This window comes from Bdellovibrio bacteriovorus, from assembly GCF_041888015.1.
Lineage (GTDB): Bacteria > Bdellovibrionota > Bdellovibrionia > Bdellovibrionales > Bdellovibrionaceae > Bdellovibrio.
The window spans coordinates 662,434-683,413 of sequence record NZ_CP168968.1; the positions used below are offsets into that span (position 1 = coordinate 662,434).

A 20,980-nucleotide genomic window follows, 5' to 3' on the forward strand; every position below is an offset into this window, starting at 1 on the left:
AGCCTCTTGGAGTTACCCGGCATCAGTAATTAGTGAACTTCTTCAATAGTTGTGTGAGTGCAAAGCTCAGCACCGTGACGCTGCCATTTTCTCAAGTTGAATTTCAATGCATTTGCAGAGTTCAAAGTCTGACGACCGTTAGTCTCTGTGAATACGTATCTAACTTTGCAGAAACGTGGAGTTTTAGTGTTATTTACGTTCAACCATTGACCGTTGTTGCCGCCAGCAGACTGAAGACCGGAGAAGTTCAGGTTCAAAGCGCCGCTGCCGAAGTCAGTTGTACCGAAAGAAGAAGAGGAAGCAGGAGTCGCAGTTGCGAACAAGTCACCAGCAAGCTTCTCAGTTGTTTTGGAAGCGTTGAATTGGAATGTCGCTTCGTTGATTGTAGTGTCATAGTAACCTTGGTTGTTTGCTGCATTTTGCAAGCTGCCCAAACCTTGTTGGTCACATACTACGTGTGCTTTAACTTGCAGACCGGAAAGCTTAGTGTATTTCAAAGCTTCAGCAGTTGCTTCTTCCAAACCTGGAGTGCCTACTGCGCCAGTGCCATCTTGACCGTGACCAACTGCAGAGTTCAGGAAGTCAGTCGCAGAAACCTGAGCGATGATGTTGAAGTTAGCAATAACGTTGTCAGCATTGTATTCGATTTGTGGGCCACGATAGCAGATATCAACGAAGTATTCAGCAATGTAAAGCTCAGAACCCAAGTTGAACTGAAGGTCACCGATACGGTTGCCATAAGCTTCATTTTCGCCGTTGCTGCCGTTGAACAATGCGTTCCAAGCACCACCGTCATCAGAAGATCTAGTTACAGTGTTAGTGTAAGCTTGACCAGCAGAACCAGCAGCTGGGTGATCTGTCCAAGGAGCATAGCTGACTTTCATGTAGTTCATCAAAGTATCGCCACCGTTTGTGCCAGAGCACACACACTGAGTGTCACAGATTTCTTTAGCTGTGTCACACGCAGTTGGAGTACAGGAAGCACCTGTTGTTTGGTTGTAGCAAACTTTACCTGTCTGAGCTGCGGCACGGATACCGGCGTTGCAGGCATAGATGCTTGGGCCAGAGCTGAAAGTTTTGAATTTGAAACGCAAAGAAATTGCGTTCGCGCTTTGTGCAGAGATCAATAGCATTGCTACTGCTGCGAATTTCATAATGTTAGTCATATTTTCTCCTTTTGATCTAACGTTCTGTTTTTAAGGTTGGTTTAATTTAATTTCCTGAGCACCGGATTCGACCCGAGGGGAATATTCCAGCACTTGCATTTCTTGGTTATAAGGGCCGACGCCGTCGCAGATGACGTACTTGATCCGGGTCGGTTCGTTATTCAGATTTTTTTCCAGAACCAACAGCGGTTGAGCTGAAGGGCTGGGACACAGGTTCTGGAAGCGTGTTTGAACCTCTACGCTGTCGATGGCAGAGTAGAAGTTGTAAATGCTACGAGCGGCAACGAAGACATGGCTGCTCTTAAACACTTTGGCAGCATTCTGGACCGGAACAGCCTGAAGCGTATTGCGATACAGGCGATCCACCTCTGTGAAGACAGTACGCAGAATTGGGTTGGCTGTGCCCAGGCAGTTAAAGCAAAGCTCCTGTTCCTTGTGGCAGGAATTCTTGTCACCACAGACGGTTTCACACAAAGACTCATCCGCGCGGCAGAACAAAGTGACAGTGTCGCTGAATTCGCCTTTGGAACCGACTTGAACTTTAGATTCAAGCGTCCAGGCGTGGACATTCAGAGCTCCCAGGAGAATGAGGGCGGTCAGAAGGTGCTTCATAGTCTATTTCCCCAAAGCCCTGCGGCAGCTTTTGCTCCAGCCGTAAACATTTGTAACTCGGAATTTTTCAAGTCGGTTTTCGTTGCAATAGGCAGTCACGGAGATATCGCCTTCGCAAAGATTGGTTCTTAGAACCGTATCTGTAGACAAACCTTGATAATCCCCATCATTGTGCACATACGCACTATGAACCTTGGCATTGTAAGTCTGCTCAATGTATTGGGCGGCCTTGGCAGCACAAGTGTCCGCGAAGCAGTTCAGACCTTTCCCCAGCATGTCTACGCAGTGAGAAGGAATCTCGCCATATTTTTTGTAAACTTCTGCTGCATAGGCAGGGTTTACGGTCCAGCCGCGAGGAATGTTGACCTTGTCCTTCTTCGCGTTGAAATATTTTTGGAAGGTACGGAACAGATAAACGATGAACTTGGCCGGATTCACACCGCCACTCCATGTGGCTGTGGAGGCCGCAGCAACAGCCGTGAAGTTCAATGTACAGCCACCGCAGAAAGAGCGCTCCGTGCTGGCACCATTGGCGAAGTCAGTGGCTTTCAGGGAGATAACTTCATTCTTTTGTTTGGAATCACAGTAGTTCACGCTCAAGCCGGTGAAAGAATAGAAGTTATAATGTTTGATTCCGTTGTTATTCAAAGAAACCGCGCATGGAGCCCCCAGTAATGGGCCGAAGTCAGCGACCAGTGAAGTTTGCGCTTTGGATTTCTCCAGGCGGGGATCGAACTTCAAAACTCCGTTCTTCATCAACTGATTGAAGGAAACCACTTTAGGTGCCGTGAAGTTCACGTCCAGATAGACGGGCAGAACGTTCCAGCCAAATAGCGCTGTATTGGCAAGATCAATCATAAAGACCTTGTTCATACGTTGAGTTTGGAACCAAGGATCGTACATCTTGCAAGTTGTCAGTTCCGCATAAGGATTGAACAGGTTTGGATCAGAGGATTTTCCTGCCAAAGGAATCAGGGCGTCGGCATAGACGGAAACGGCATACAGGTCGACAACACTCTTCACAGCCAGACGGGCACAGTCGATGGAACTGCTGCAGATCGTCTGAGCGCCAGCAGCAGTTTGACTGCTCCAGGACAGGGTGGCTTTGCCAGAGAATGCGGTCGGGGCAAAGGGAGCAGCATCCGGTTCCGCACCGATTTGCAGCATTTCTTTCGCCCAGGCAGAGAAACCCGTTTTGCTGACAGTGTAGCCCGGTTTGCTCCAATAGTTTTGCTTCTCAAGCTGGTTACAGGTCGCCAGAATCGGAGATGTCAGTCGATTGAAGAAATCAATGTGTTCTTTGATGGATCTTCTTTCGGAATACTGCATCTGAGTCATATTTTTAAGCTCAGCAATGCGATCGATATTGGATTTTAGGAAATCCAAAGAGTTGTCACCGGCAAGGCGTACTTCCGTGCACAGATAATAAAGCTCATTCATCAGGGCGTCAGATGAACCGTGAGAGGCAACTTCTTTGTTCATCCCATGCGCCAGCAGATCCACGCCCAGTTGGTCCTGAAGCAGGTTCAGATGCATGGTTGCGGCCTGATATTTTGTTTTGATCAAGGCGCGGGACTGAATAAGGTTCTTGCGGAAGTTGGACAACCAGCCCTGGGCTGTGTCGTGGGATTGAGTGCCCAGGAAGTCGTTATTGACGCCACGAACACCTTTTTCAAGAAGTTCCAACTCCGTTCCAACGGGCACATTGTCAAATTGTTCAGGTGTGACAGAGTCGCTGAGCTTTGCCAGTTCGCGAACGCTGTTGACGGAAAGGTATTCGCTGTCACAGGAAGGTTTGGTCATGCTCTTACAGCCGTTTGGAGAGAACATGATGGATTCTTCCAGGGCAATAGAGCGGAAAAGACGCCCAAAGGAAGGGCTGAGCATTTCAACTTCGTTGGTATTGCGCCATGCCCAGGACAGATAGATTTTCAGACTGTTCCAGAAATCAAAACCCTGAATTTCAAGAGAGTTTTTATTGGTTTCCCAGTCGATTTGCAAAGTCACAAAACGATTAGGCAATTTGTCGTCAGAATCAAAGCAGCCTGTCAGATAGTCAGCTTCATTCAGATAGGCCAGAGCCACATCCTGCAGATTGCTCTGATTGACTTCGGTATTGTGAAGGTGCCCCTGCAGGGCCGAGAATTTTTTAATATAATAGCAACCCAAGCGGTCTTTGGAAGAGTGCAGGGGGAAGTTGTATTGAGTGAAGCGGTCATAGGTCGTTAGTTCGGCGCGTTTTCCGGCGCGTGCCCAGATGCCAGCCAGATATTCATTCATGTCACCGCAGTTGTTTCCAGCTTTTTCGCATCTTTGAGATGCATCGACATACTTGGGAAGCTGGGCGGTTTTCAGATTCGTCGGCAGAACGGGCAACTGACCACGAATCATTTTGTTCATGATATTCAGGGTCATATAAGCCACAGAAAGACGGAATTCTTTCATGGCCTTGTTGCTTTGTTCTTCAGGAGCCAAGCCTTGCAGTTTTGCGACGGAGTTGGCCAGCTTCCCGGCATTGTAACCGTCAACCATCACCAGAACTGAAGACGTGGGTTTGTCAGCATCCAGAGCGCATTGCGCTCTGTTAGTGAAGCTCAGAGGACTCAGAAGTGTCGTTTGATGGGCTGGCACTTGGGCCAAAGCCAATCCAGGAACAAGTCCTGCCAGAACGAATCCGGAAATTAGAAGAGAGATCTTTGTAGTGATCTTCATGAGTCCTCTGTGAGTGAGCGATTAGTTAAGAGCTTTACAGTTATCGACTTTGTTCAACATTGTTGTGTAGAACAGGATGACGGTCTGATCGGCAGGAGAGAAGTTGCGTTTTGTAGAGCCGTCAGCGTTCACCATGTTGTACATGTATGTGTTTACAAAGCGATAAACAGAAGGCGTCACGCGCAGAGTGGAGTTACAAGAATAGTTTTTGTAAGTCACAGTGATGCCAGCGTGGTAGTCAGAGCCATCCTGCTGTTGAGAGCCCTTGCCGTCCCCGATGTAGAAGTTGTTGCCACCAGAGTTTGGATTGTTGCCGTAGCCAACCTGGAAGCTGACTGTCCAGCCTTCGCCGTGGCCATCAGTGCCGACGATAGAGCAAAGATTGCCTCTGCAGGCTACAGCCATTTCGTTCTCAATCTTTCTTTGAATCTCTGCTTCAGAGTAGTGTGGGTTTGGACGAGGATCGTAGTCAGGGCTGCCGCCGTCGAATTCATCAGCATGGACGTTTAGAGACATTGCCAAGGCAACAATGCCTGCAGCAAGGAACTTCAATTTCATAGTGCTCTCCAGTTATTTTGTGACCTGTCAGGTGCTGTGGACGTACTAATGTTTCCTGACAGTTTTTTAAAAGTTTTGGAGTTTTATTCTTATTACTCGTATTCCGCCAGAGCAGACTCACCGCGTGTAAAGAATTCTTTACCGCATGGGGTAGCCTGAACAGGTTACGTTGTTCTTGGAAACTTTCGTTTGTTTGTTTTTTTTACAACACGACGATTGGGGGAGAAGGTCTTCGCCAGTGATTACGTGAGCTTAAGGGTCATTGAGAAAATCTTGTAAAAGGCCTTTGATGTTACTTTTTAGCAATCATCTTCTTGAGTTCTGAGGCCGGATCTTGAGCCTTCTCAAGTCCGCGGCAGGTGGCGATGAATTTCGCGTAGTTTTGGCCAACTTGAAGGTACAGAGACTCGAAGTCCCCGAGATCCTGCATGTAGGTTTTGTAAACGAGAAGGCGGGCATTGTTGAGTTTGGCATCACTGAATTTTTTGTAGTTATCAGTCTTCAACTGCGGGCCGATTTCTGCAGTGAACTTTTTTTGAATTTCACGAATTCGTTCGCTGCGTTTCTCTTCGATACGTTCGCTGGCTGGCAAGTTCTTGTACCACTGTTCAAGCAGCTTGAGTTCACCTGAAATGAAAGTTGAAAACACCTTATTGTCTTCATTTTCCATTCGAATTTGCGCGAGAGTGGGGGAGTCGGGACCTTCTTTTTTTAGATAGAACAGCTCCGCACCTTTGTTGCCCAGAAAGGTCGCCAGACGTTCATTGAAGTCAGCGGCATGTTTGATGTACAGCGTGGCATGAACGGTCTCGTGAATGATGGTGTTCACAAGATCATAGTCATCATAGCGAAGCATGGAGCTGAGGATTGGATCATTGAACCATCCCAGAGTGCTATAGGCAGAAACGCCGCGCATGTAAGTGTCGAGATCTTCTTGTTGGAGCGATCTTTCTTCTTCGACAGCATCAGCTTCGTTGAAATAGCCTTTATAAGGCATCTTTCCCATGAAGGGATAGGACCATTGATAGTGCTTCAGCTCCCACTTGGGGGCGGCACTGACAACATAGGTGACATAAGGTCGGCCCAGTTCGACGTAAGATGTATAGTTTTTTGAAGAAGCCAAATGCAGTTCCTGTTCGGCAAACACACGGGCTTCCCGGGCCAGGCGCAGTTTTTTCTTTTTAGCTTCATCCAAGGCCGGGTCTTCCAGGGCCTCTTCCAGGGGGACTCGGCTGCTTAAAAGTTTCATCTGGCCATAGCCTGATTTCATCAGATAGCCCATCTGACAACCGCTGTTCAAAGCCGCAACGGCGACCAGCAGTGTGAGTGGTAGCAAATGTTTTACAGGGCCCAAGTCACACCCGCACGCACGGAGTTATCGTCCGTTTGCAGGCCGCCACCGATAGGAGTTTTCCAGACATCGTAGCTCAGTTTGATCCCCAGGGATTCCGTCACCTGAATTTTCAACCCGGCACCATAACTGGGAACCGTCACACTTTCAGGTTCAATCGTGTAGGTGTCTTGTCCTTCGATTTTGATTTGTTGGAAACGGCTGATCTGGGCACCGCCGCCTTTGATGTACGGCTGGAACAGAGCTTTGCGATCAGCGAAAGTCAGAATCAGATCGGCACCCAGGATCTGGGATTTTTGAGTGGTGGTGCGGCGAGCGTCACTCGGGCTGGCTTTTTCCTCGCGTAAACCTTTGGCGTCTGTGTAACTCAGTTCCACAGCCATGCGCTCAAGGAAATACAGAGATAGCGAACCGGTGATGGATTCCGAATCAAAAGAGTTGTCTTTATCGAACGTGGTGGTTTTTCGTCCGTAGGACAGCCCGAGTTCAGTGAAAAGAGCATGTGCAGGCACAGAGGTCCAAGTCAAAACGGCCAGGATGGTCAGAGATAAAAGCTTCTTCATATCCTTAGATCTTAGCAAGGTTGCATGGCGAACGACATGTCTTCAGACACACTCTGGACTAAAGCAGCTGGACCGGGTAAAACCAAAGTATGGATAAAAAGACTTTAAAATGCGGTTTGCCCTCGGACGAGGCGGAATTGCGAAAACTTCTGACTCCTGAGCAATATCAGATCATGGTACAAAACGGCACGGAAAGACCTTTTCAGAATGCCTTTTGGAATCATCATGAAGAGGGTATCTATGTGGATGCGATTTCCGGCGCACCTCTTTTTTCAAGCCAGGACAAGTTTGATTCCGGAACGGGATGGCCCAGCTTCACTCGTCCTATTGACGAGACGGCGGTGAAAGAGATCTCCGATCATTCCCACGGGATGACACGAGTTGAGGTGCGTGCCATAGATTCTAACTCGCACTTGGGGCATGTGTTTGATGATGGCCCTGGGCCGACGGGGTTGCGTTACTGTATTAATTCGGCGTCACTGCGTTTTATCCCAAAAAAGTCTTAAGGTGCTGAGCCCGCCTCAGCATTTTTTTTCCGCAAGCAAAAGAAAATCGTCCATAATGTGGCGATGAAAATGTTGGGATTTTTTCTTTCTTTGTTCTTCTGGGGTTCGCAAGCTTTGGCGCAGGATTGGCGGACGGCCACCCGTGAAAGTGCTCAGCTGGCGCCGCCCCCTCTGCAGGAAAAGCAAGCCGTGGTGCAGGTCTATGCCGCAAGAACGGTGAGCTGGCGTGGATACTTTTCAGTCCATTCCTGGATTGCCACCAAAGCCAAAGATGCTTCCCATTACACCACCTATCATGTGATTGGCTGGCGCGTGAAGAGGGGGCTTGAATCTGTCAGAATCGAGAATGACATTCCGGACCGTCACTGGTTTGGAGCCAAACCAGAGCTGATCGAGGACCTGCGTGGGGAAAAAGCCGAGGCGGCCATTCCTAAAATCGACGAGTTGGCGCGGAACTACGCTTATAAAAATACCTATCGGGCCTATCCGGGGCCGAACAGCAATACCTTCATTTCACATATCATTCGCAATGTTCCTGAGTTGACGGTGGAGCTTCCGCCCAATGCCATCGGCAAGGACTGGATCAACGAAGCTGATGTCGTGGGTTGGAGTGAATCCGGAACCGGCGTGCAGTTTTCCCTGCTGGGATTGTTGGGCTTGACCGTGGGTTTGCATGAAGGTGTGGAGTTGAATTTGTTGGGCCTGAATTTTGGAATCGACTTCTGGCGCCCGGCTTTGAAGCTTCCGATGGTCGGCCGTGTGGGAATGACCGACAAACCTTAGTTGCGGTTCACCAGCGCCGGTGGGCTGTAGCGCACCGTGAATGAAAAAACCAAATGAATAAAGCCATCATCTTTGACCATCTCTTGTGGAGGGTTGGGGAAGATGCGGGCTTCTTTAAAGGCATTGATCGCGGCCATATCAAAGTTTTTGATGCCGGAACTTTTCATGATCAAAGCGGATCTTAAATTTCCATTTTTATCCAGAATGAACTCGGCCTGAGTCACCCAATTGCGGTTGCCAGCATTGATGCGATCGATGCGATCGAAGCTGTCGATGGCTTGCTGAACTCGAGTTTCCCAGCGGAAGCGGATCAGCTCCTCCACTCGCGCATAGAAAGTATAGAACAAATAGCGATCCGTATTCAAAGCGGTGAAAGAGCCCACTTTGACGTCGGTGGGCAGGGATTCACCAACGGACGAATAGCCGTCGTTGAAGCGCTTCATCTCGGCTAACTCTTTGCTGATATCCACGTTGCGATAGCCATCTTTGTCAGCTTCTTCCGTCTTGATCTGTTCGCGTTTTTGCTCGGCCATCTGCGGGGCTTGTTTGGGGTCTTGCTGTTGAACGTTGCTGTCGCGATTGCTGCGGTTTTGAGTCATGCCGGTTTTTGCGGCTTGAGTTTCCTCTTTCACGCGCTGGTTTTTTTTCGGAAAGAAAGCGCGCCAGAGTGTCGTCTTCGGGAAGTTTCACTTTTTCGGGGACCAAAGCCTGACGAACCACGCTGCGATCCTTGGGTTTCAGCGCCTGCATGATCTCCTGTTCTGGAGAAAGTGTGACTTCGATCACTTCGGGTTCAGGCAGTTGCAATTTGGGCGCAAGCCAGATCAAGCCGATGATAACCAGCAAATGGAACATAAAACTGCATAGAATCGCCCTGACAACCGCCATGTGTCTCATTTTAAGCCGAAACTAGACCTAAGGGCAAGACGGCTAAAGTTGAAACACATCCTGCCGATAAGAATTAAGTCACAGGGGGACAAATGGGGAAAATTCTCGATATCACGCCACGTCTAAGATCTCAAAATTCTTTGGAAATTAAGGAAATTGAGGTCCGCGCGGAGGTGCTCGATATTACGGAGGCTCGTCAAGAGATTCTGAGCCGCGATCGCCGTGATGTAAAAAGAACCATTTTAACTGAATTTGTAGGAGCTTTTGTCGTATTACCAGAGAAGGGTCTTTTGAAGGCTGCTCTGTACGACATCTCAGAAAACGGGATGGCTTTTGACTTGGAGTTGGCCGAAGGTGGCTTTGCTCAGGGCGATGAAGTGGCTATGCGTGTGTACTTGAATCATTCAACGTACTTCCCATTCACGATTGTTGTATCCAACAGCCGTGCGATTGAGGACGAAGGCGTTGTTCGTCATGGTGCTGGATTTGTGAAGGGCACAATGAATGATGTTGCACTTCATCATTTTGTGAAGTTTATCGAAAATGTCAGTGCAAGTTTGAAAACCGATACGGGCGACGTCCTGGTATCTCATATTTCCTAAAAAATTTTGTAAGTCTGGCGAGGGAGCTCCGGTTCCCTCGCTTTTTTATTTTTCGGGCAGTGATTTTGACCTGCCTGCTTAGTAATGCTTTTCCGTGGACTTTGGTCCTGCGATTTGTTGCAATTTAGCTGTGGAGTATCTGCAGTCTAAGGGCAGATCACATGGACTATAACTACGGAGGGTGTCCATTGAGTAAATCAAAGCGCAGAAAAATCGTGGTCGATACGAACGTAATCCTTTTCGATTCTCAGGCAATCTTGAGATTTGGAGAGGCGGATGTTCATATCCCTATCTCTGTCATCGAGGAAGTGGACAAGTTCAAAAGAGATCAGGGTGAGAACGGACGCAATGCTCGTCAGTTCAGCCGCTTTATCGACGTTTTGCGCTCCAAGGGTTCATTGGCCAGCGGTGTTCAGATCGACAACTCTGAAACGATGGTTTACATCAACACGGATCTGATGCTGGCAGGTATGCCATCCGAACTGGATCACCAAAAAGCGGACAACCGTATTTTGAATACAGCTTTGGCTTTGCAGAAACAGCATCCACGCTACAAAGTGGAGCTGATCACCAAAGATATCAATCTTCGTATCAAAGCGGACGTTTATGGTGTTGTTGCCAATGACTACGATGCCAACGACATCAACCGTGATGATTTGTACGAAGGTTATCAGGAGATCATGGTGTCTCCAGAGCAAATCGATGCTTTCTACAAAGAAAAACGCTTTGTCACTGATGTAAAACTTTATGGCAACCAGTACGTGATCATGAAGGACTCGGCGAATCCAAATCACTCGGCGATTGGTCGCTACAGCTTGGCGGAAAAAGCCATCGTTCCTTTGATGCAGGCCGCTGATTCCATCTGGGGTATTCATGCGCGAAATGTCGAGCAAGCCTTCGCATTAGACTGCTTGCTGAATGATGAAATCATGTTTGTGTCCCTGGTTGGTAAAGCCGGCACGGGTAAAACATTGATGGCGATTGCTGCGGGTCTTCATAAAACTTTGGATCAAGGTCAGTTCCAAAGATTGCTGGTGTCTCGCCCGATTTTCCCAATGGGACGCGACATCGGTTACCTGCCTGGTGACATCGAGCAGAAATTGAATCCTTGGATGCAACCTATCTTCGATAACGTTGAGTTCTTGATGGGTGCGGACAAAAAAGCTGCGGGCCGTGCACAGGAATTGATCAATCAAGGGATGTTGAACATTGAGCCGCTGACTTACATTCGCGGTCGCAGCATTCCGAAGCAATACCTGATCGTCGATGAAGCACAAAACTTGACTCCGCACGAGATCAAGACAATTGTTACGCGTGCCGGTCGGGGGACAAAGGTTGTCCTCACAGGTGACGTTTATCAGATCGACAATCCTTACGTGGATTCCGCGAACAGTGGTTTGACTTACGCGGTAGAAAGATTCAAGGGCCATCCAATTGCAGCCCATGTGACTCTGACGAAAGGTGAAAGATCTGAGCTTGCTGAACTGGCAGCTAATATCTTGTAGTTTTTTAGGAGTTTTTTCATGGCTGAAGTGATTGATGTAGGATTCGAAGCAAAGGTAACTGTGCAAGTGACGGATAAAATGATCCAGCAATTTGCGGAGCTATCCGGAGACCACAATCCGATTCATTTGAACGATGAATACGCATCAAAAACACGTTTTGGTCGTCGTATCGCACACGGTATGATCGTCGGCGCTCTGATTTCCAGAGCGCTTGTTGATGGTATCGGTCAGGGCGGTATTTATCTTGCTCAAAATATGAAATTTGTGAACCCGGTTTTTGTTGATGACACAATTGTGATCACCATCAAAATCACGGGTCTGAGAAAAGAAAAAAGGCATCGCCACGGTTGAAACCAACGTGGCGAAGGTCAATGGGGATGTTGTGGTAAAGGGTGATGCCGTTATCATGATGTCTACGACTGGCCCTGCCGGTATATGAGTTCTGTCTTCCATCTTGTCTATTACAGCAAGGCGGCCGAGGATCTGAGTTATACGGACATCCGTGAGATCCTTGAAGTGTCCAGACGGAATAACGCTGCTCTGGGCATCACCGGCCTGCTGATCTTCCGGGATGGATTCTTTTTACAGCTTTTGGAAGGCACTGAAAAAAATGTGCGCGACACCTTAGGCAAAATCCGCGACGATGATCGCAACTACTCTGTCCGAGTTATGATTGAAACGGAAAGTGCCGACCGCCTTTTTGAAGGATGGTCCATGGCCTTTTATGACGGAGATATCTCGACGAATTCCACCCAGCATTTGGTGGATTTGTTTGAGGCGGTTTTGGAAGGTGGCATGAGTAAGAAGAATCTGATCATGCCGATTTTAAGAAAATTCCGCGCTTCTGCGCCTGATTTAAAATAGGTTCCGAATACACATCGAGAGAAAGGATTCTTTTTATGGCATCTCTGTTTAAGAAAATTATGGCTTCTAGAAATTTCAACACCAGCTATGATGACTTGGCGCTAACGCTTTTGCGGGTGTTTATCGGTCTGACTATGGCGTTCTCTCACGGTCTGGGGAAATTGCCTCCGCCGGAAATGTTGGTGGAAGGTGTTCGTGGTCTGGGATTCCCTATGCCGGAATTCTTTGCATGGTGTGCTGGTTTGGCTGAATTTGCAGGTGGCATTTTGTTGGCGCTGGGTCTTCTAACTCGTCCGGCAGCTGCCTTTGTTGTGTTCACAATGGCGGTGGCAGCCTTCGGTGTTCACGGTGCGGATCCTTTCATTAAAAAGGAAATGTCATTGCTCTATCTGTTTGCCAGCTTGTTCTTCGTGATTCACGGGGCAGGCCGCTGGTCTGTTGATCACAAAATCACTTCCAAAAAATAAATTCTCAGCGCTGATGAAAACCTTCTGTCCAGTCATCTATTTAGGTGACTGGACCACCCCTGTTCTGGGGGTGTATCTCTTTTCTCAAATCCCTACACTGATTTGCAGATTAAAGATGAAAGGAAGTGTCATGAAGTCTGCGAGTCGTTTTTTCGTTGGTAATGTTCTGGCTTTAAGTTTGTTGTCAGTTGTGGGCTGTGCAACTTTGCTCATGTTGCCAGATGAGGTCTCTGAAGATCACTATCGTTCCCAATCAGGGGATCAGAGTGCGCAAATCAAATCCAAGATGGCCATGATGAACCCTGGTGCCAAGCTGACGGCTCGGGAATCAAAAGAGGTCGGGATTCTTCCGGTTGTATATATCTATGATACAACGAACACTCTTAAAAAAAATGAAGAGGCTTACTATACTTCGATCTTCAACAACAGCACCGGCTCCTGGATTAGACCTTTTGCGGTGAGTGCCAGCAATGCTATTCGTGATGAGCTGACGACGCGTGGATTTAAACCATTTATCTATGCAAATTCAGATCTGGTCAGTTTGGGCATGGAAGACATCAATGCTTTGCTGGGGGATCTGACCGGTACAACTTTTAAAGCGGTGGCTTACAATGGGGACAGCCGTGAGACCAACTATGCCATGACGGATGTCACACAATTCCGCAGAGCCATCGTTGGGAAGGTTGATGGAGTGGCATTTATGAAAATCAAAGCAGATTGGGAGCCGTCTTCTGCCAATACTCTCAATGGTGATATCGTCCTAAATACAGGTCTAAAGCTGGGGTATGAAATCGTGCTTTGTGGTGCAGATTCCGGCTGTACAACTGCGGCGACTTCCTATGACAAGGGATTGATGTCGAATCTTTTTATGCCGAACAGAAATACCATCAACGACGCGGGCCTGGACAAAAACTATGAGCTTTTGCGCGATCTGCATGAAGCACAATTGAAGCAAATTGTTAAAATTGCTTTCGAAAGATTTGATCAGCAAGGCACTTTCAAAGACTGAGGATATATCAGCGGGGGCGTCCGGATGGCTATAGAACTTCCAGCAGACGCCTTTTCATTTTTTCTTTAAATTCTGTTTGGGGGACGGGCTGTTTGAGCAGCTCTTCCAGGCTGATCATAGTGTCTGAGGTGAAGCCGCACGGGTGAAGGCCTTGGAAGGCTTTGGGATCGTGAACGATATTGATCGCGGCTCCATGGAAGCTGACCCATTTGCGCACGCCAACACCGACGGATGCCAGTTTTTTACCCTGAACCCAGACGCCGGTTTCGTCGGCCTCTCCGGGGGCTTGGGCGGTCTTTGCTGATGAACGGCTTTCAACACCATTCAATCCGTAGCTTTTAACGACATCAACAATAGCTTCTTCCAAAACACGCAGATAGGCCGAGATTTCGCGTTCTTGCCGGCCTTTACGGGTCTTGGTCAGATTTAAAATTGGATAAACGACGAGCTGGCTGGGGCCATGATAGGTGGCTCGGCCGCCACGAGTGACTTCCACTATGCGACCATTCCAGGCAAAAACATCTCCAGGCTTGGTAGCACGTCCGACAGTGACCACTGGTGGGTGGGAGCAGAAGACAAGATAGCCGGGAAGGTCGTCGTTATGGACCTTTTCCACCAGCTCATTTTGTTTTTTTAGAGCCTCTTCATAGTCGATGAGACCCCAATCCTGAAATATCAGATCAGCCATGAATTCTTTGTGCCACTGATCTTTGGACATGTCATGCATTCTCTTCAAAGGTCCAATTCAGAGGAGAGTGCGAAATCTTTAGACAGCAATGTTTTTGAGTGTGTAAAGGCTTTAGTCACAAAAATTTCAAAATGAGATTCGTTTGAAAAGCCCCAGAAGATACCCCCACAATGGAATCAGGATCACATGAGCAGGGAGAGAACCTTATGAAAAATCTAGGACTGATGGGCATCTTGGTTGCGATGTTCGCGTTGACAGGATGTCTTGATAACGGTGGTGGCTCCGAGGTTAAGCAAGACCTCAACAACGGAGACTTCAGTGTTGTTACAGATCCAGAAGAAGGTGGCGGCAACTCCGGTGGTAACACGGACGAGGGCAGCACTGGTGGCAATGCCGGCGGTGGCTCAACGCCAACCACACCTGAAGCAAAAGAAGGCCTGGAAATCAATAAAGGAGCCACCCTGACGGGCTCAACCAAGCTGGCCTTGGATTTCTACTCTCCGTTTGTAGCGGCTTATGTGAAGGTTTCGGAAGGTGATACTTGTGCCACCGGGGCATGGGTGGATTATGTGGATTCCGGAACACTGAACAGTTCCAAAACCAATCAGAATGTTCCGGTCAGCGCTCAGTTCCGCGACCATGACGGCAGAACCAGTGCCTGCTATACAAGAAGCATCTACATTGACCAAGCCGGTCCGGAAATCATCTTTGCCAAATATCCTTCGGCTCCGGTGGAAGAAGGTTTGGATGTCGAGATTGTCTTCACCGTCACTGATGTGCCAGCAGGGGTGGCGAGTGTGACATGTTCCTTCGGTACAACGTCCAAGGCTTGTGCTGCTGGAACTAATAAAATCACTTTCCCGAAAATGGCGGGTGGGGATTACTCTCTGAAAGTTTCTGCAAAAGACAAAGTGGGCAATGCTTCTGAAAAATCCATCAGTTTCAAAGTTTCTTCCATGTATAAACAAATGGTGAACAATGTCCGTGTGAACGAATATCAAAAAGTCGACATCTTGTTTGTTATCGATAACTCCGGCTCTATGGAATATGAACAAAAAAGCATGGCGTCCCGTGTGCGCAACTTCCTGGATGTAGTGAAGGGTCTTGATTGGCAGATTGCTGTAACAACGACAGACCCGGTTCACAAGACTTTGGGTGATGGCCGCTTGGTGCAGCTTGCAAACAAACCGGGTCAGTATATTTTGACCTCATCCATGAACGACACAGATGCCAGAAACACTTTGAGCAGTACTTTGCAAAGAAGTGAAACGGGCAGTGGCAGTGAGCAGGGTATCTTGGCGGCTTATCGCGCAATTGAAAGATCTTTGAGTTCCAGTGGTGGCAATGCCAACTTCATCCGTAACGATTCCCAACTTGCGGTTGTGGTGATTTCGGACGAGGACGAATCCGCCAATGGACCGAAAAATGACCCTGCGAACTTTGTAAAGTTCGTTCAAGACAGCTTCGGGGCACAGAAGGCCATGAGTTTCCACTCTATCATCGCGCGTCCTGGTGATCAGGCTTGCTTGAAGGGTGAAGGTTACTCTGCAGGTTTCCGCTATGAGCAGATCTCCAAACTGACTGGTGGTGTGATCGGGGACGTGTGTGCGACGGATTATGCCGCTCAAGTGCAAGGGATCGCCGAAGGTGTGCGTAAGACTTTGAAGTCTATCACTCTGTCTTGTGCTCCGGTCGTGGATGCAATGCGCTCGATTCTGGTGCTGAAAGACGGTCAGGTGTATGACGGCACAAGAAAAATGGAAGGTCTGAACTTGGTGTTTGACCAGATGCTGCCACAGGGCAACTACGAAGTTTACTACTCTTGCGTAAAATAGGCCGGTTGGTGAAAAGGGCCCAATCGACTGCGTTGTCGGGGCCCCTCCTTCTCTCCGACGTGCTTGGAGCACGCCTCCGTTTCGGAGAAACCCCTCCGCCTTGCGCTTGAACCCTTTTGACCAACCTTAGATCTCAGGGTTGGTCTTTGTTTTTTTGCAGAAGCTTAGTCGTTGTCGCCTTGGTGAGTTGGTGGTGCGCGCAGGGCTAGGGCGGCAAGGACTTCTGTTTTTAGCAGGAAGGCGACCTCGCGGACGTCTGCGTGAACGGCGCAGATTTCAACCTTACGGTCGGTCATGGTTGTTTTTTTGCAAAGTGCAGGGTCCATAGTTTCGATCTGATCGAACAACGAACCATTGTTCTGGGCAGATTGAACAGAGGCGATGGCCTTGTCCAGTGCAGAAAGTACTTTGGTTGCGACATCTTTGCGGCCGGACTTTTCCAGAAGGTCATCCAATCCAAATCCAGGCTGGCTGTTGCTGAAACTTCCCGTGAAGATCGTACGGAAACCTTTTAGCTGGGCTTCAGCAGATCCCAATGACAGGCCGGAATACAGGTGTTCAACAGTGCTTGAGCACTTGTCTTCAGCGCAGTCTTTGTGACGGCCCATAGGTGCACCCAGCTTCGCATCTTTAAGTTTTTCAATGTGGGCCAGGGCGTCGGTCAGGGCATTAATGGATTCCTTGATGCTCTTGTAGCGGGAACCATCGATGAGTGTCTTGGTGAAGTTGCCGTCTGTAACGGACCAGCGGGACTTTAAGGTGACAGACTTGGCTTCAACATCCTTAACCAGCTCTTGCGCCCAGTGGCAGCGATCCAGTTTTTTCTGAGAGGCAGGACGTTCATTCCATTCTTTCATAGCCGGATTTGCGCGCAGATTACAGGTGCTTTTCAGGGACTTTTCAAACAAAAGATATTCAATCGCACTCAGGCCACGCACATTGAACAACAGGCGGTCACTGCTGATCGGAGTGTTGGAGTTTTCATAAGTTTTTTTGTCGATGTCACAGGTGTTCAGGTAAGGCCATGAATAAATAAAGTCATTCAAAAGGCGGCCGTCATCCAATAGGGGACCAAAAGGTGCGGCTTCCAACTGGTGGAAGGCCAGCATTGCACGTTCCCAGTCCAGCTGGGCTTGAGTTTCTTCGCGTCGGGTGGAGGATCCGTTGGACAGGGCCTCACAGTACTGGCGTAAAGAATTTTTTAATACCGGAACGGTCGCAGCAAAATTATCAGCAGAGCGGGAAAGAACATTCACGCCGATATTGATCAGCATTTTTTCTTCAGTAAAGGCACCCTCGTTGGGATTTTGGAATTCTCCCGGAAGGTTGCCATCTTGAGGTTTGTTGACGTTGTTGCCCGGAGTAGTCCCGCCGGAAGTGGTTGGTTTTTTAGTGTCAAAAAAATCTGAACAAGACGCCATGAACAGGCAGGCGACAGCACCAACAGATATCTTCAAAATCAGTGATTTTGCATTCATAAAACCCTCACTTCCCAAAGATTCTTTTTGCCTGAATCCTGCCGTTCTGACAAGTTTTTCATAGTCCCCCCGGACGTAAATGAAAGCCCATTGAGGATCAGGACTTGTCAGTGTCATTTCACGGTGTTTTATGCTAGAAGCTCTCTATGCTGGAAAATCCCGAGAATTGGACAAGGCTGCAAAAATTACTCTTTCAGTTTGATGAGCCCACCTCAAGGCTTTATCACGTCAATATTCTGTCCAGTCTGGCTTTGATTCTGGTGGTTTTGTTTATTCTGGCCCATCAGCAGAAAACCCCTCTAGGGACTCTGTTACGCCGCTGGGTTTTGCGCAGAAAGTACTGGTGGAATCACTCCACGAAGCAAGACTATCTGATCTATTTCCTGAATGCTTTGTTCAAAAGCTTTCTTTTTGTACCGCTCTTTGAATGCAGTTTCGTGATTTCACAAATGGTGATTCGTTTACTGGTTCGCTTCAGCGATGACGAGGTCCTGAATATCCCGGTGAACAATGGTTATTTACTGGCATTCACCTTGGGAGTTTTCGTCTGGGACGACTTCCTCAGATTTTTCCACCACTGGTTGATGCATAAAGTCCCCTTCCTGTGGGAGTTCCATAAATTACACCACAGTGCCCGCGTTCTGACCCCGGTGACTTTGTATAGAGCCCATCCGGTGGAATCCATCATGGCTATTTTCCGTAACAGCCTCAGCCTGGGAACCTCGACAGGCATTTTCATTTTCCTTTTCGGATCGAGCTTTTCTTTGTGGACCCTGCTGGGGATTAACGGCTTCGGTTTCCTGTTTAACTTGGTCGGAGCCAACCTAAGACACAGTCACATCCCACTGAGCTTCGGCCCTTTGGAAAGACTGCTGATCAGCCCGATTCAGCATCAAGTGCATCATTCCAAAGACGAATCCCACTACGACAAAAACTTCGGAGTCAGCTTAGCCATCTGGGACGCCTTCTTCGGCACCCTGGTCTTTTCAAAACAAGTAGGAAAAATAAAAGTAGGCTTAAACGAAAGATTCCGCACCTCCTTGTGGCATCACTACAAGGATCCATTCCTGGCGTTGCTTCCAAAGAAAAGCTCAACCCGCGAGCCTTCCCCAAAGTAATGTAAGAGTCTCAAGAAAAACCGAACGTCGTCCGCCGAAGCCCCTCTCAGGTCCTCGGTCGGTGGTTGATGTTCATGTTTAGAACGTGTGTTTGATTCCCACCAGAAGGCTTCTGGCTTTGCCTGGGCGTGCGCCAAACGGGCGCAAAGAAACCAAGTAGTCATTGTCGAAGATATTATCAACACGGGCATAGAAATTACCCTGTTTGTTGTATTGATATTTCGCCGTCCAGTCCACAACCCCGTAAGCGGGAATTTCAGAACGGTCAGTCTCGACAGTTTGGTCGTACATTTTGCCAGTCCAGGACAGGATCACTTCCTGAGTGTACTTGCGGTACTGAGTACCGAAGCTCAGGCTGTATTGTGCTTGCGGTACGTACGGCAGAGGATCGCCAGAATGAATCGCCCCAACACCCCATTCAGGATTGGTGGATTGAGAGTCTGATGCAAACTCCGCCTTGGTCACGGTCACGTTCAAGCTGACCGGCAGATACACGTTCTTATACTGGAAACCTTGAGCAAAGCGCGCCTCAAGACCTTGAATCAAAGCCTTGCCGCCATCAAATTCCTGATCAAGGGCATTACCCGTACACCCGGAAGAGAATGAACAAGTGTCTTTGATGTTCTTATAGTCTGCGCGGAAGGCAATCGCTTCGGCAAAGAACTCGCGGTCCGCGTTCGAATAGCGAACACCGGTTTCGTAGTTCACACTTTCTTCTGCTTTGTTACTTTGTGTCTGGCCAGGTCCCACAGCACTCATGCCGCGGTTGACACCAGCAAGCCAGGACCAATTTTCATTGAACTGGTAAAGAGTTCCAACACCCGGAACAAAGACACTTTGGCTGCCATCAGTAGTGACGCCTGTCAGGCCATTGTAAGATTCATAGTTCAGGCTTTCAAAGCGGCCTGCGGCTGTGAACTTCCAGGCATTCCAAAGAATCTCGTCAGAAGCAGTGACGGTGACGGCTTGAGTTTTATCCTGAGTCTTGTTTGTGTTCTTTTCAGGATCTGCCGTGCGCACCAGACGTCCATTGGTCATTGCGAAGATGTTCTCAGTATGGTCACGGCGAATCTGATCTTCATGCAAGCGCAGTCCCAAGCTGACCTGATGCATGAATTCCCCAGCTTGGTGAGCTGAGAAAGAACCCAACTGCAAACCCTGACTGTAGAAGAATCGGTCGTTGTTGGCCATAACGATGTCAGCTCCGGCGCCGACGCTGGAAGAGTCCGCCTGGCCGGTGATCACGTCATAGTACAACTGATTAGAGCCCGTTGTGGGATTACGCAGAACTTTGTTCACATCAATGGTTGTGTCGCGGAAGTTATTAAAACGATCCCAGTCACGGTGGAAATTGTTGCGATAAATGGTGGACCACAAACCCCAAGTGGAAGTCATTTGAGTCTTGTAGGTCACCTGTGCTTGTTGATGCTCAAACTTCATCAGGTCATTTTCCGAAGCGGCATAGCGACGGAACGGAGAGTTTGCGAAGTCATCCAGGGTCAGCCCCAGATAAGTTTCATCAGAAGCCTCGTCGGCATAGCCCAGCTTCCAGGAAATGGACTGCTGTCGGTCGCCGGGAAGTCGGTATTCACCTTTGATCAAAATATCATTCTTATCAAAGCCGGTATTACGACCTGTATCGAGTTTTTTGAAACCATCTGTTTTCAGGTGCGTGCCTTCAAACATGATAGCACCACGGTCCCAGACGTAACCCAGATTGCCACGGTATTTTTGCGTATTGAAACTGCCACCAGCCACTTCGACTTCCGCACGATTTTGAGTGGGAAGGCTGCGGGTGATGTAGTTGATCGCGCCACCGATGGAATTGGGACCGTAAGGAACAGAGGCGACCCCTTTAAAGACTTCCAGGGACTCAATTTTACTCATGAACGGAGTATAATAAGCCGCCGGAGCCGAGTAGGGAGCCGGTCCGATCAGAATACCGTCTTCAAGAATAACAACTTTACGACTGCGGTGCGGATGAGTTCCGCGCAACCCGATGTTCGGGCGAAGGCCAAAGCCATCTTCTTCCTGAACATAAACACCAGGAATCTGCTTCAAGACGCGGGTGACGTCAGTCTGTTGTTGTTGCTCCAATTTTTCCTTGCCGAAGAAGTGTGCAGAGTTTGGTTGAGTCAGTTCCTCTTCGGAACTGCCAATGACCTTGACTGCGCCCAGTTCGGACATGGAAGCGGAGACCTCAGAAACGTCTTCGGCCTGTGAAGACAGGCCGAAGAGGGAAATAGCTAGAAGTGTAGAAACAAACTTGCTCATG

Annotated in this window: 20 protein-coding genes; 10 read left to right on the forward strand and 10 right to left on the reverse strand. The window is 48.6% G+C overall.

Annotation, left to right across the window (positions count from 1 at the left end):
* Positions 1-29: 29 nt before the first annotated feature.
* The 6 genes from ACES2G_RS03285 to ACES2G_RS03310 form a co-directional block, all read right to left on the reverse strand.
* Positions 30-1,166, reverse strand: coding sequence for a protease (locus ACES2G_RS03285; protein WP_347358741.1), 1,137 nt, complete (start codon positions 1,164-1,166; stop codon positions 30-32).
* 30 nt (positions 1,167-1,196) lie between these two features.
* Positions 1,197-1,778 carry a cation-transporting ATPase gene (locus tag ACES2G_RS03290; RefSeq protein WP_347358742.1) on the reverse strand — a complete coding sequence of 194 codons (582 nt, stop codon included), beginning with the start codon at positions 1,776-1,778 and terminating at the stop codon, positions 1,197-1,199.
* Positions 1,779-1,781: 3 nt separating this feature from the next.
* A complete protein-coding gene (locus tag ACES2G_RS03295) occupies positions 1,782-4,490 on the reverse strand; it encodes a hypothetical protein (RefSeq protein ID WP_347358743.1) in 2,709 nt (902 codons plus the stop codon).
* Positions 4,491-4,511: 21 nt separating this feature from the next.
* The gene (locus tag ACES2G_RS03300) at positions 4,512-5,048 is read right to left on the reverse strand and encodes a protease (RefSeq protein WP_347358744.1); all 537 of its coding nucleotides are present in this window, start codon (positions 5,046-5,048) and stop codon (positions 4,512-4,514) included.
* 292 nt (positions 5,049-5,340) lie between these two features.
* Entirely contained in the window at positions 5,341-6,402 is a 1,062-nt protein-coding gene (locus ACES2G_RS03305; protein ID WP_347358745.1) for an aminopeptidase, read from the reverse strand.
* Positions 6,390-6,962 (reverse strand): outer membrane beta-barrel protein, encoded by a 573-nt coding sequence (locus ACES2G_RS03310; protein WP_347358746.1) that lies wholly within the window; start codon positions 6,960-6,962, stop codon positions 6,390-6,392. Before ACES2G_RS03310 ends, ACES2G_RS03305 begins: the two co-directional genes overlap by 13 nt.
* A gap of 89 nt (positions 6,963-7,051) precedes the next feature.
* Here ACES2G_RS03310 and msrB point away from each other — a divergent pair, with 89 nt between their 5' ends.
* Together msrB and ACES2G_RS03320 are read left to right on the forward strand one after the other, a co-directional pair.
* Complete coding sequence (gene msrB, locus ACES2G_RS03315) at positions 7,052-7,468, forward strand: peptide-methionine (R)-S-oxide reductase MsrB (RefSeq protein WP_347358747.1); 417 nt, start codon at positions 7,052-7,054, stop codon at positions 7,466-7,468.
* Between the two features lie 69 nt (positions 7,469-7,537).
* Complete coding sequence (locus ACES2G_RS03320) at positions 7,538-8,251, forward strand: DUF3750 domain-containing protein (RefSeq protein ID WP_347358748.1); 714 nt, start codon at positions 7,538-7,540, stop codon at positions 8,249-8,251.
* Here the strand turns inward: ACES2G_RS03320 and ACES2G_RS03325 are convergent.
* Positions 8,248-8,883 carry an energy transducer TonB gene (locus tag ACES2G_RS03325; RefSeq protein WP_374001335.1) on the reverse strand — a complete coding sequence of 212 codons (636 nt, stop codon included), beginning with the start codon at positions 8,881-8,883 and terminating at the stop codon, positions 8,248-8,250. The genes ACES2G_RS03320 and ACES2G_RS03325 overlap by 4 nt on opposite strands.
* A 348-nt stretch (positions 8,884-9,231) precedes the next feature.
* Here ACES2G_RS03325 and ACES2G_RS03330 point away from each other — a divergent pair, with 348 nt between their 5' ends.
* From ACES2G_RS03330 to ACES2G_RS03355, 6 genes are all read left to right on the forward strand, one after another.
* Complete coding sequence (locus ACES2G_RS03330) at positions 9,232-9,741, forward strand: PilZ domain-containing protein (protein WP_347358750.1); 510 nt, start codon at positions 9,232-9,234, stop codon at positions 9,739-9,741.
* Positions 9,742-9,902: 161 nt separating this feature from the next.
* Positions 9,903-11,246 (forward strand): PhoH family protein, encoded by a 1,344-nt coding sequence (locus ACES2G_RS03335; RefSeq protein WP_347358751.1) that lies wholly within the window; start codon positions 9,903-9,905, stop codon positions 11,244-11,246.
* A gap of 18 nt (positions 11,247-11,264) precedes the next feature.
* On the forward strand, positions 11,265-11,597 hold the full coding sequence (locus ACES2G_RS03340; RefSeq protein ID WP_374001336.1) for a MaoC family dehydratase: 333 nt from the start codon (positions 11,265-11,267) through the stop codon (positions 11,595-11,597).
* A gap of 84 nt (positions 11,598-11,681) precedes the next feature.
* Positions 11,682-12,110 carry a BLUF domain-containing protein gene (locus ACES2G_RS03345; protein WP_347358752.1) on the forward strand — a complete coding sequence of 143 codons (429 nt, stop codon included), beginning with the start codon at positions 11,682-11,684 and terminating at the stop codon, positions 12,108-12,110.
* Between the two features lie 35 nt (positions 12,111-12,145).
* A complete protein-coding gene (locus ACES2G_RS03350) occupies positions 12,146-12,577 on the forward strand; it encodes a DoxX family protein (RefSeq protein ID WP_347358753.1) in 432 nt (143 codons plus the stop codon).
* A gap of 130 nt (positions 12,578-12,707) precedes the next feature.
* Positions 12,708-13,586: a hypothetical protein gene (locus ACES2G_RS03355; RefSeq protein WP_347358754.1), complete on the forward strand. Its 879-nt coding sequence runs from the start codon at positions 12,708-12,710 to the stop codon at positions 13,584-13,586.
* 28 nt (positions 13,587-13,614) lie between these two features.
* On the opposite strand, the gene lipB is transcribed toward ACES2G_RS03355, so the two are convergent.
* On the reverse strand, positions 13,615-14,304 hold the full coding sequence (gene lipB, locus ACES2G_RS03360) for a lipoyl(octanoyl) transferase LipB (protein WP_347358755.1): 690 nt from the start codon (positions 14,302-14,304) through the stop codon (positions 13,615-13,617).
* Positions 14,305-14,480: 176 nt separating this feature from the next.
* On the opposite strand from lipB, the gene ACES2G_RS03365 reads away from it, so the two are divergent.
* Positions 14,481-16,109: a hypothetical protein gene (locus ACES2G_RS03365; RefSeq protein ID WP_374001337.1), complete on the forward strand. Its 1,629-nt coding sequence runs from the start codon at positions 14,481-14,483 to the stop codon at positions 16,107-16,109.
* A gap of 164 nt (positions 16,110-16,273) precedes the next feature.
* Here ACES2G_RS03365 and ACES2G_RS03370 read toward each other — a convergent pair whose 3' ends face one another.
* On the reverse strand, positions 16,274-17,587 hold the full coding sequence (locus ACES2G_RS03370) for an imelysin family protein (protein WP_374001338.1): 1,314 nt from the start codon (positions 17,585-17,587) through the stop codon (positions 16,274-16,276).
* Positions 17,588-17,733: 146 nt separating this feature from the next.
* Here ACES2G_RS03370 and ACES2G_RS03375 point away from each other — a divergent pair, with 146 nt between their 5' ends.
* Complete coding sequence (locus ACES2G_RS03375; RefSeq protein ID WP_374001339.1) at positions 17,734-18,705, forward strand: sterol desaturase family protein; 972 nt, start codon at positions 17,734-17,736, stop codon at positions 18,703-18,705.
* 78 nt (positions 18,706-18,783) lie between these two features.
* On the opposite strand, the gene ACES2G_RS03380 is transcribed toward ACES2G_RS03375, so the two are convergent.
* Entirely contained in the window at positions 18,784-20,979 is a 2,196-nt protein-coding gene (locus tag ACES2G_RS03380; RefSeq protein ID WP_374001340.1) for a TonB-dependent receptor family protein, read from the reverse strand.
* Position 20,980: the final 1 nt, after the last annotated feature.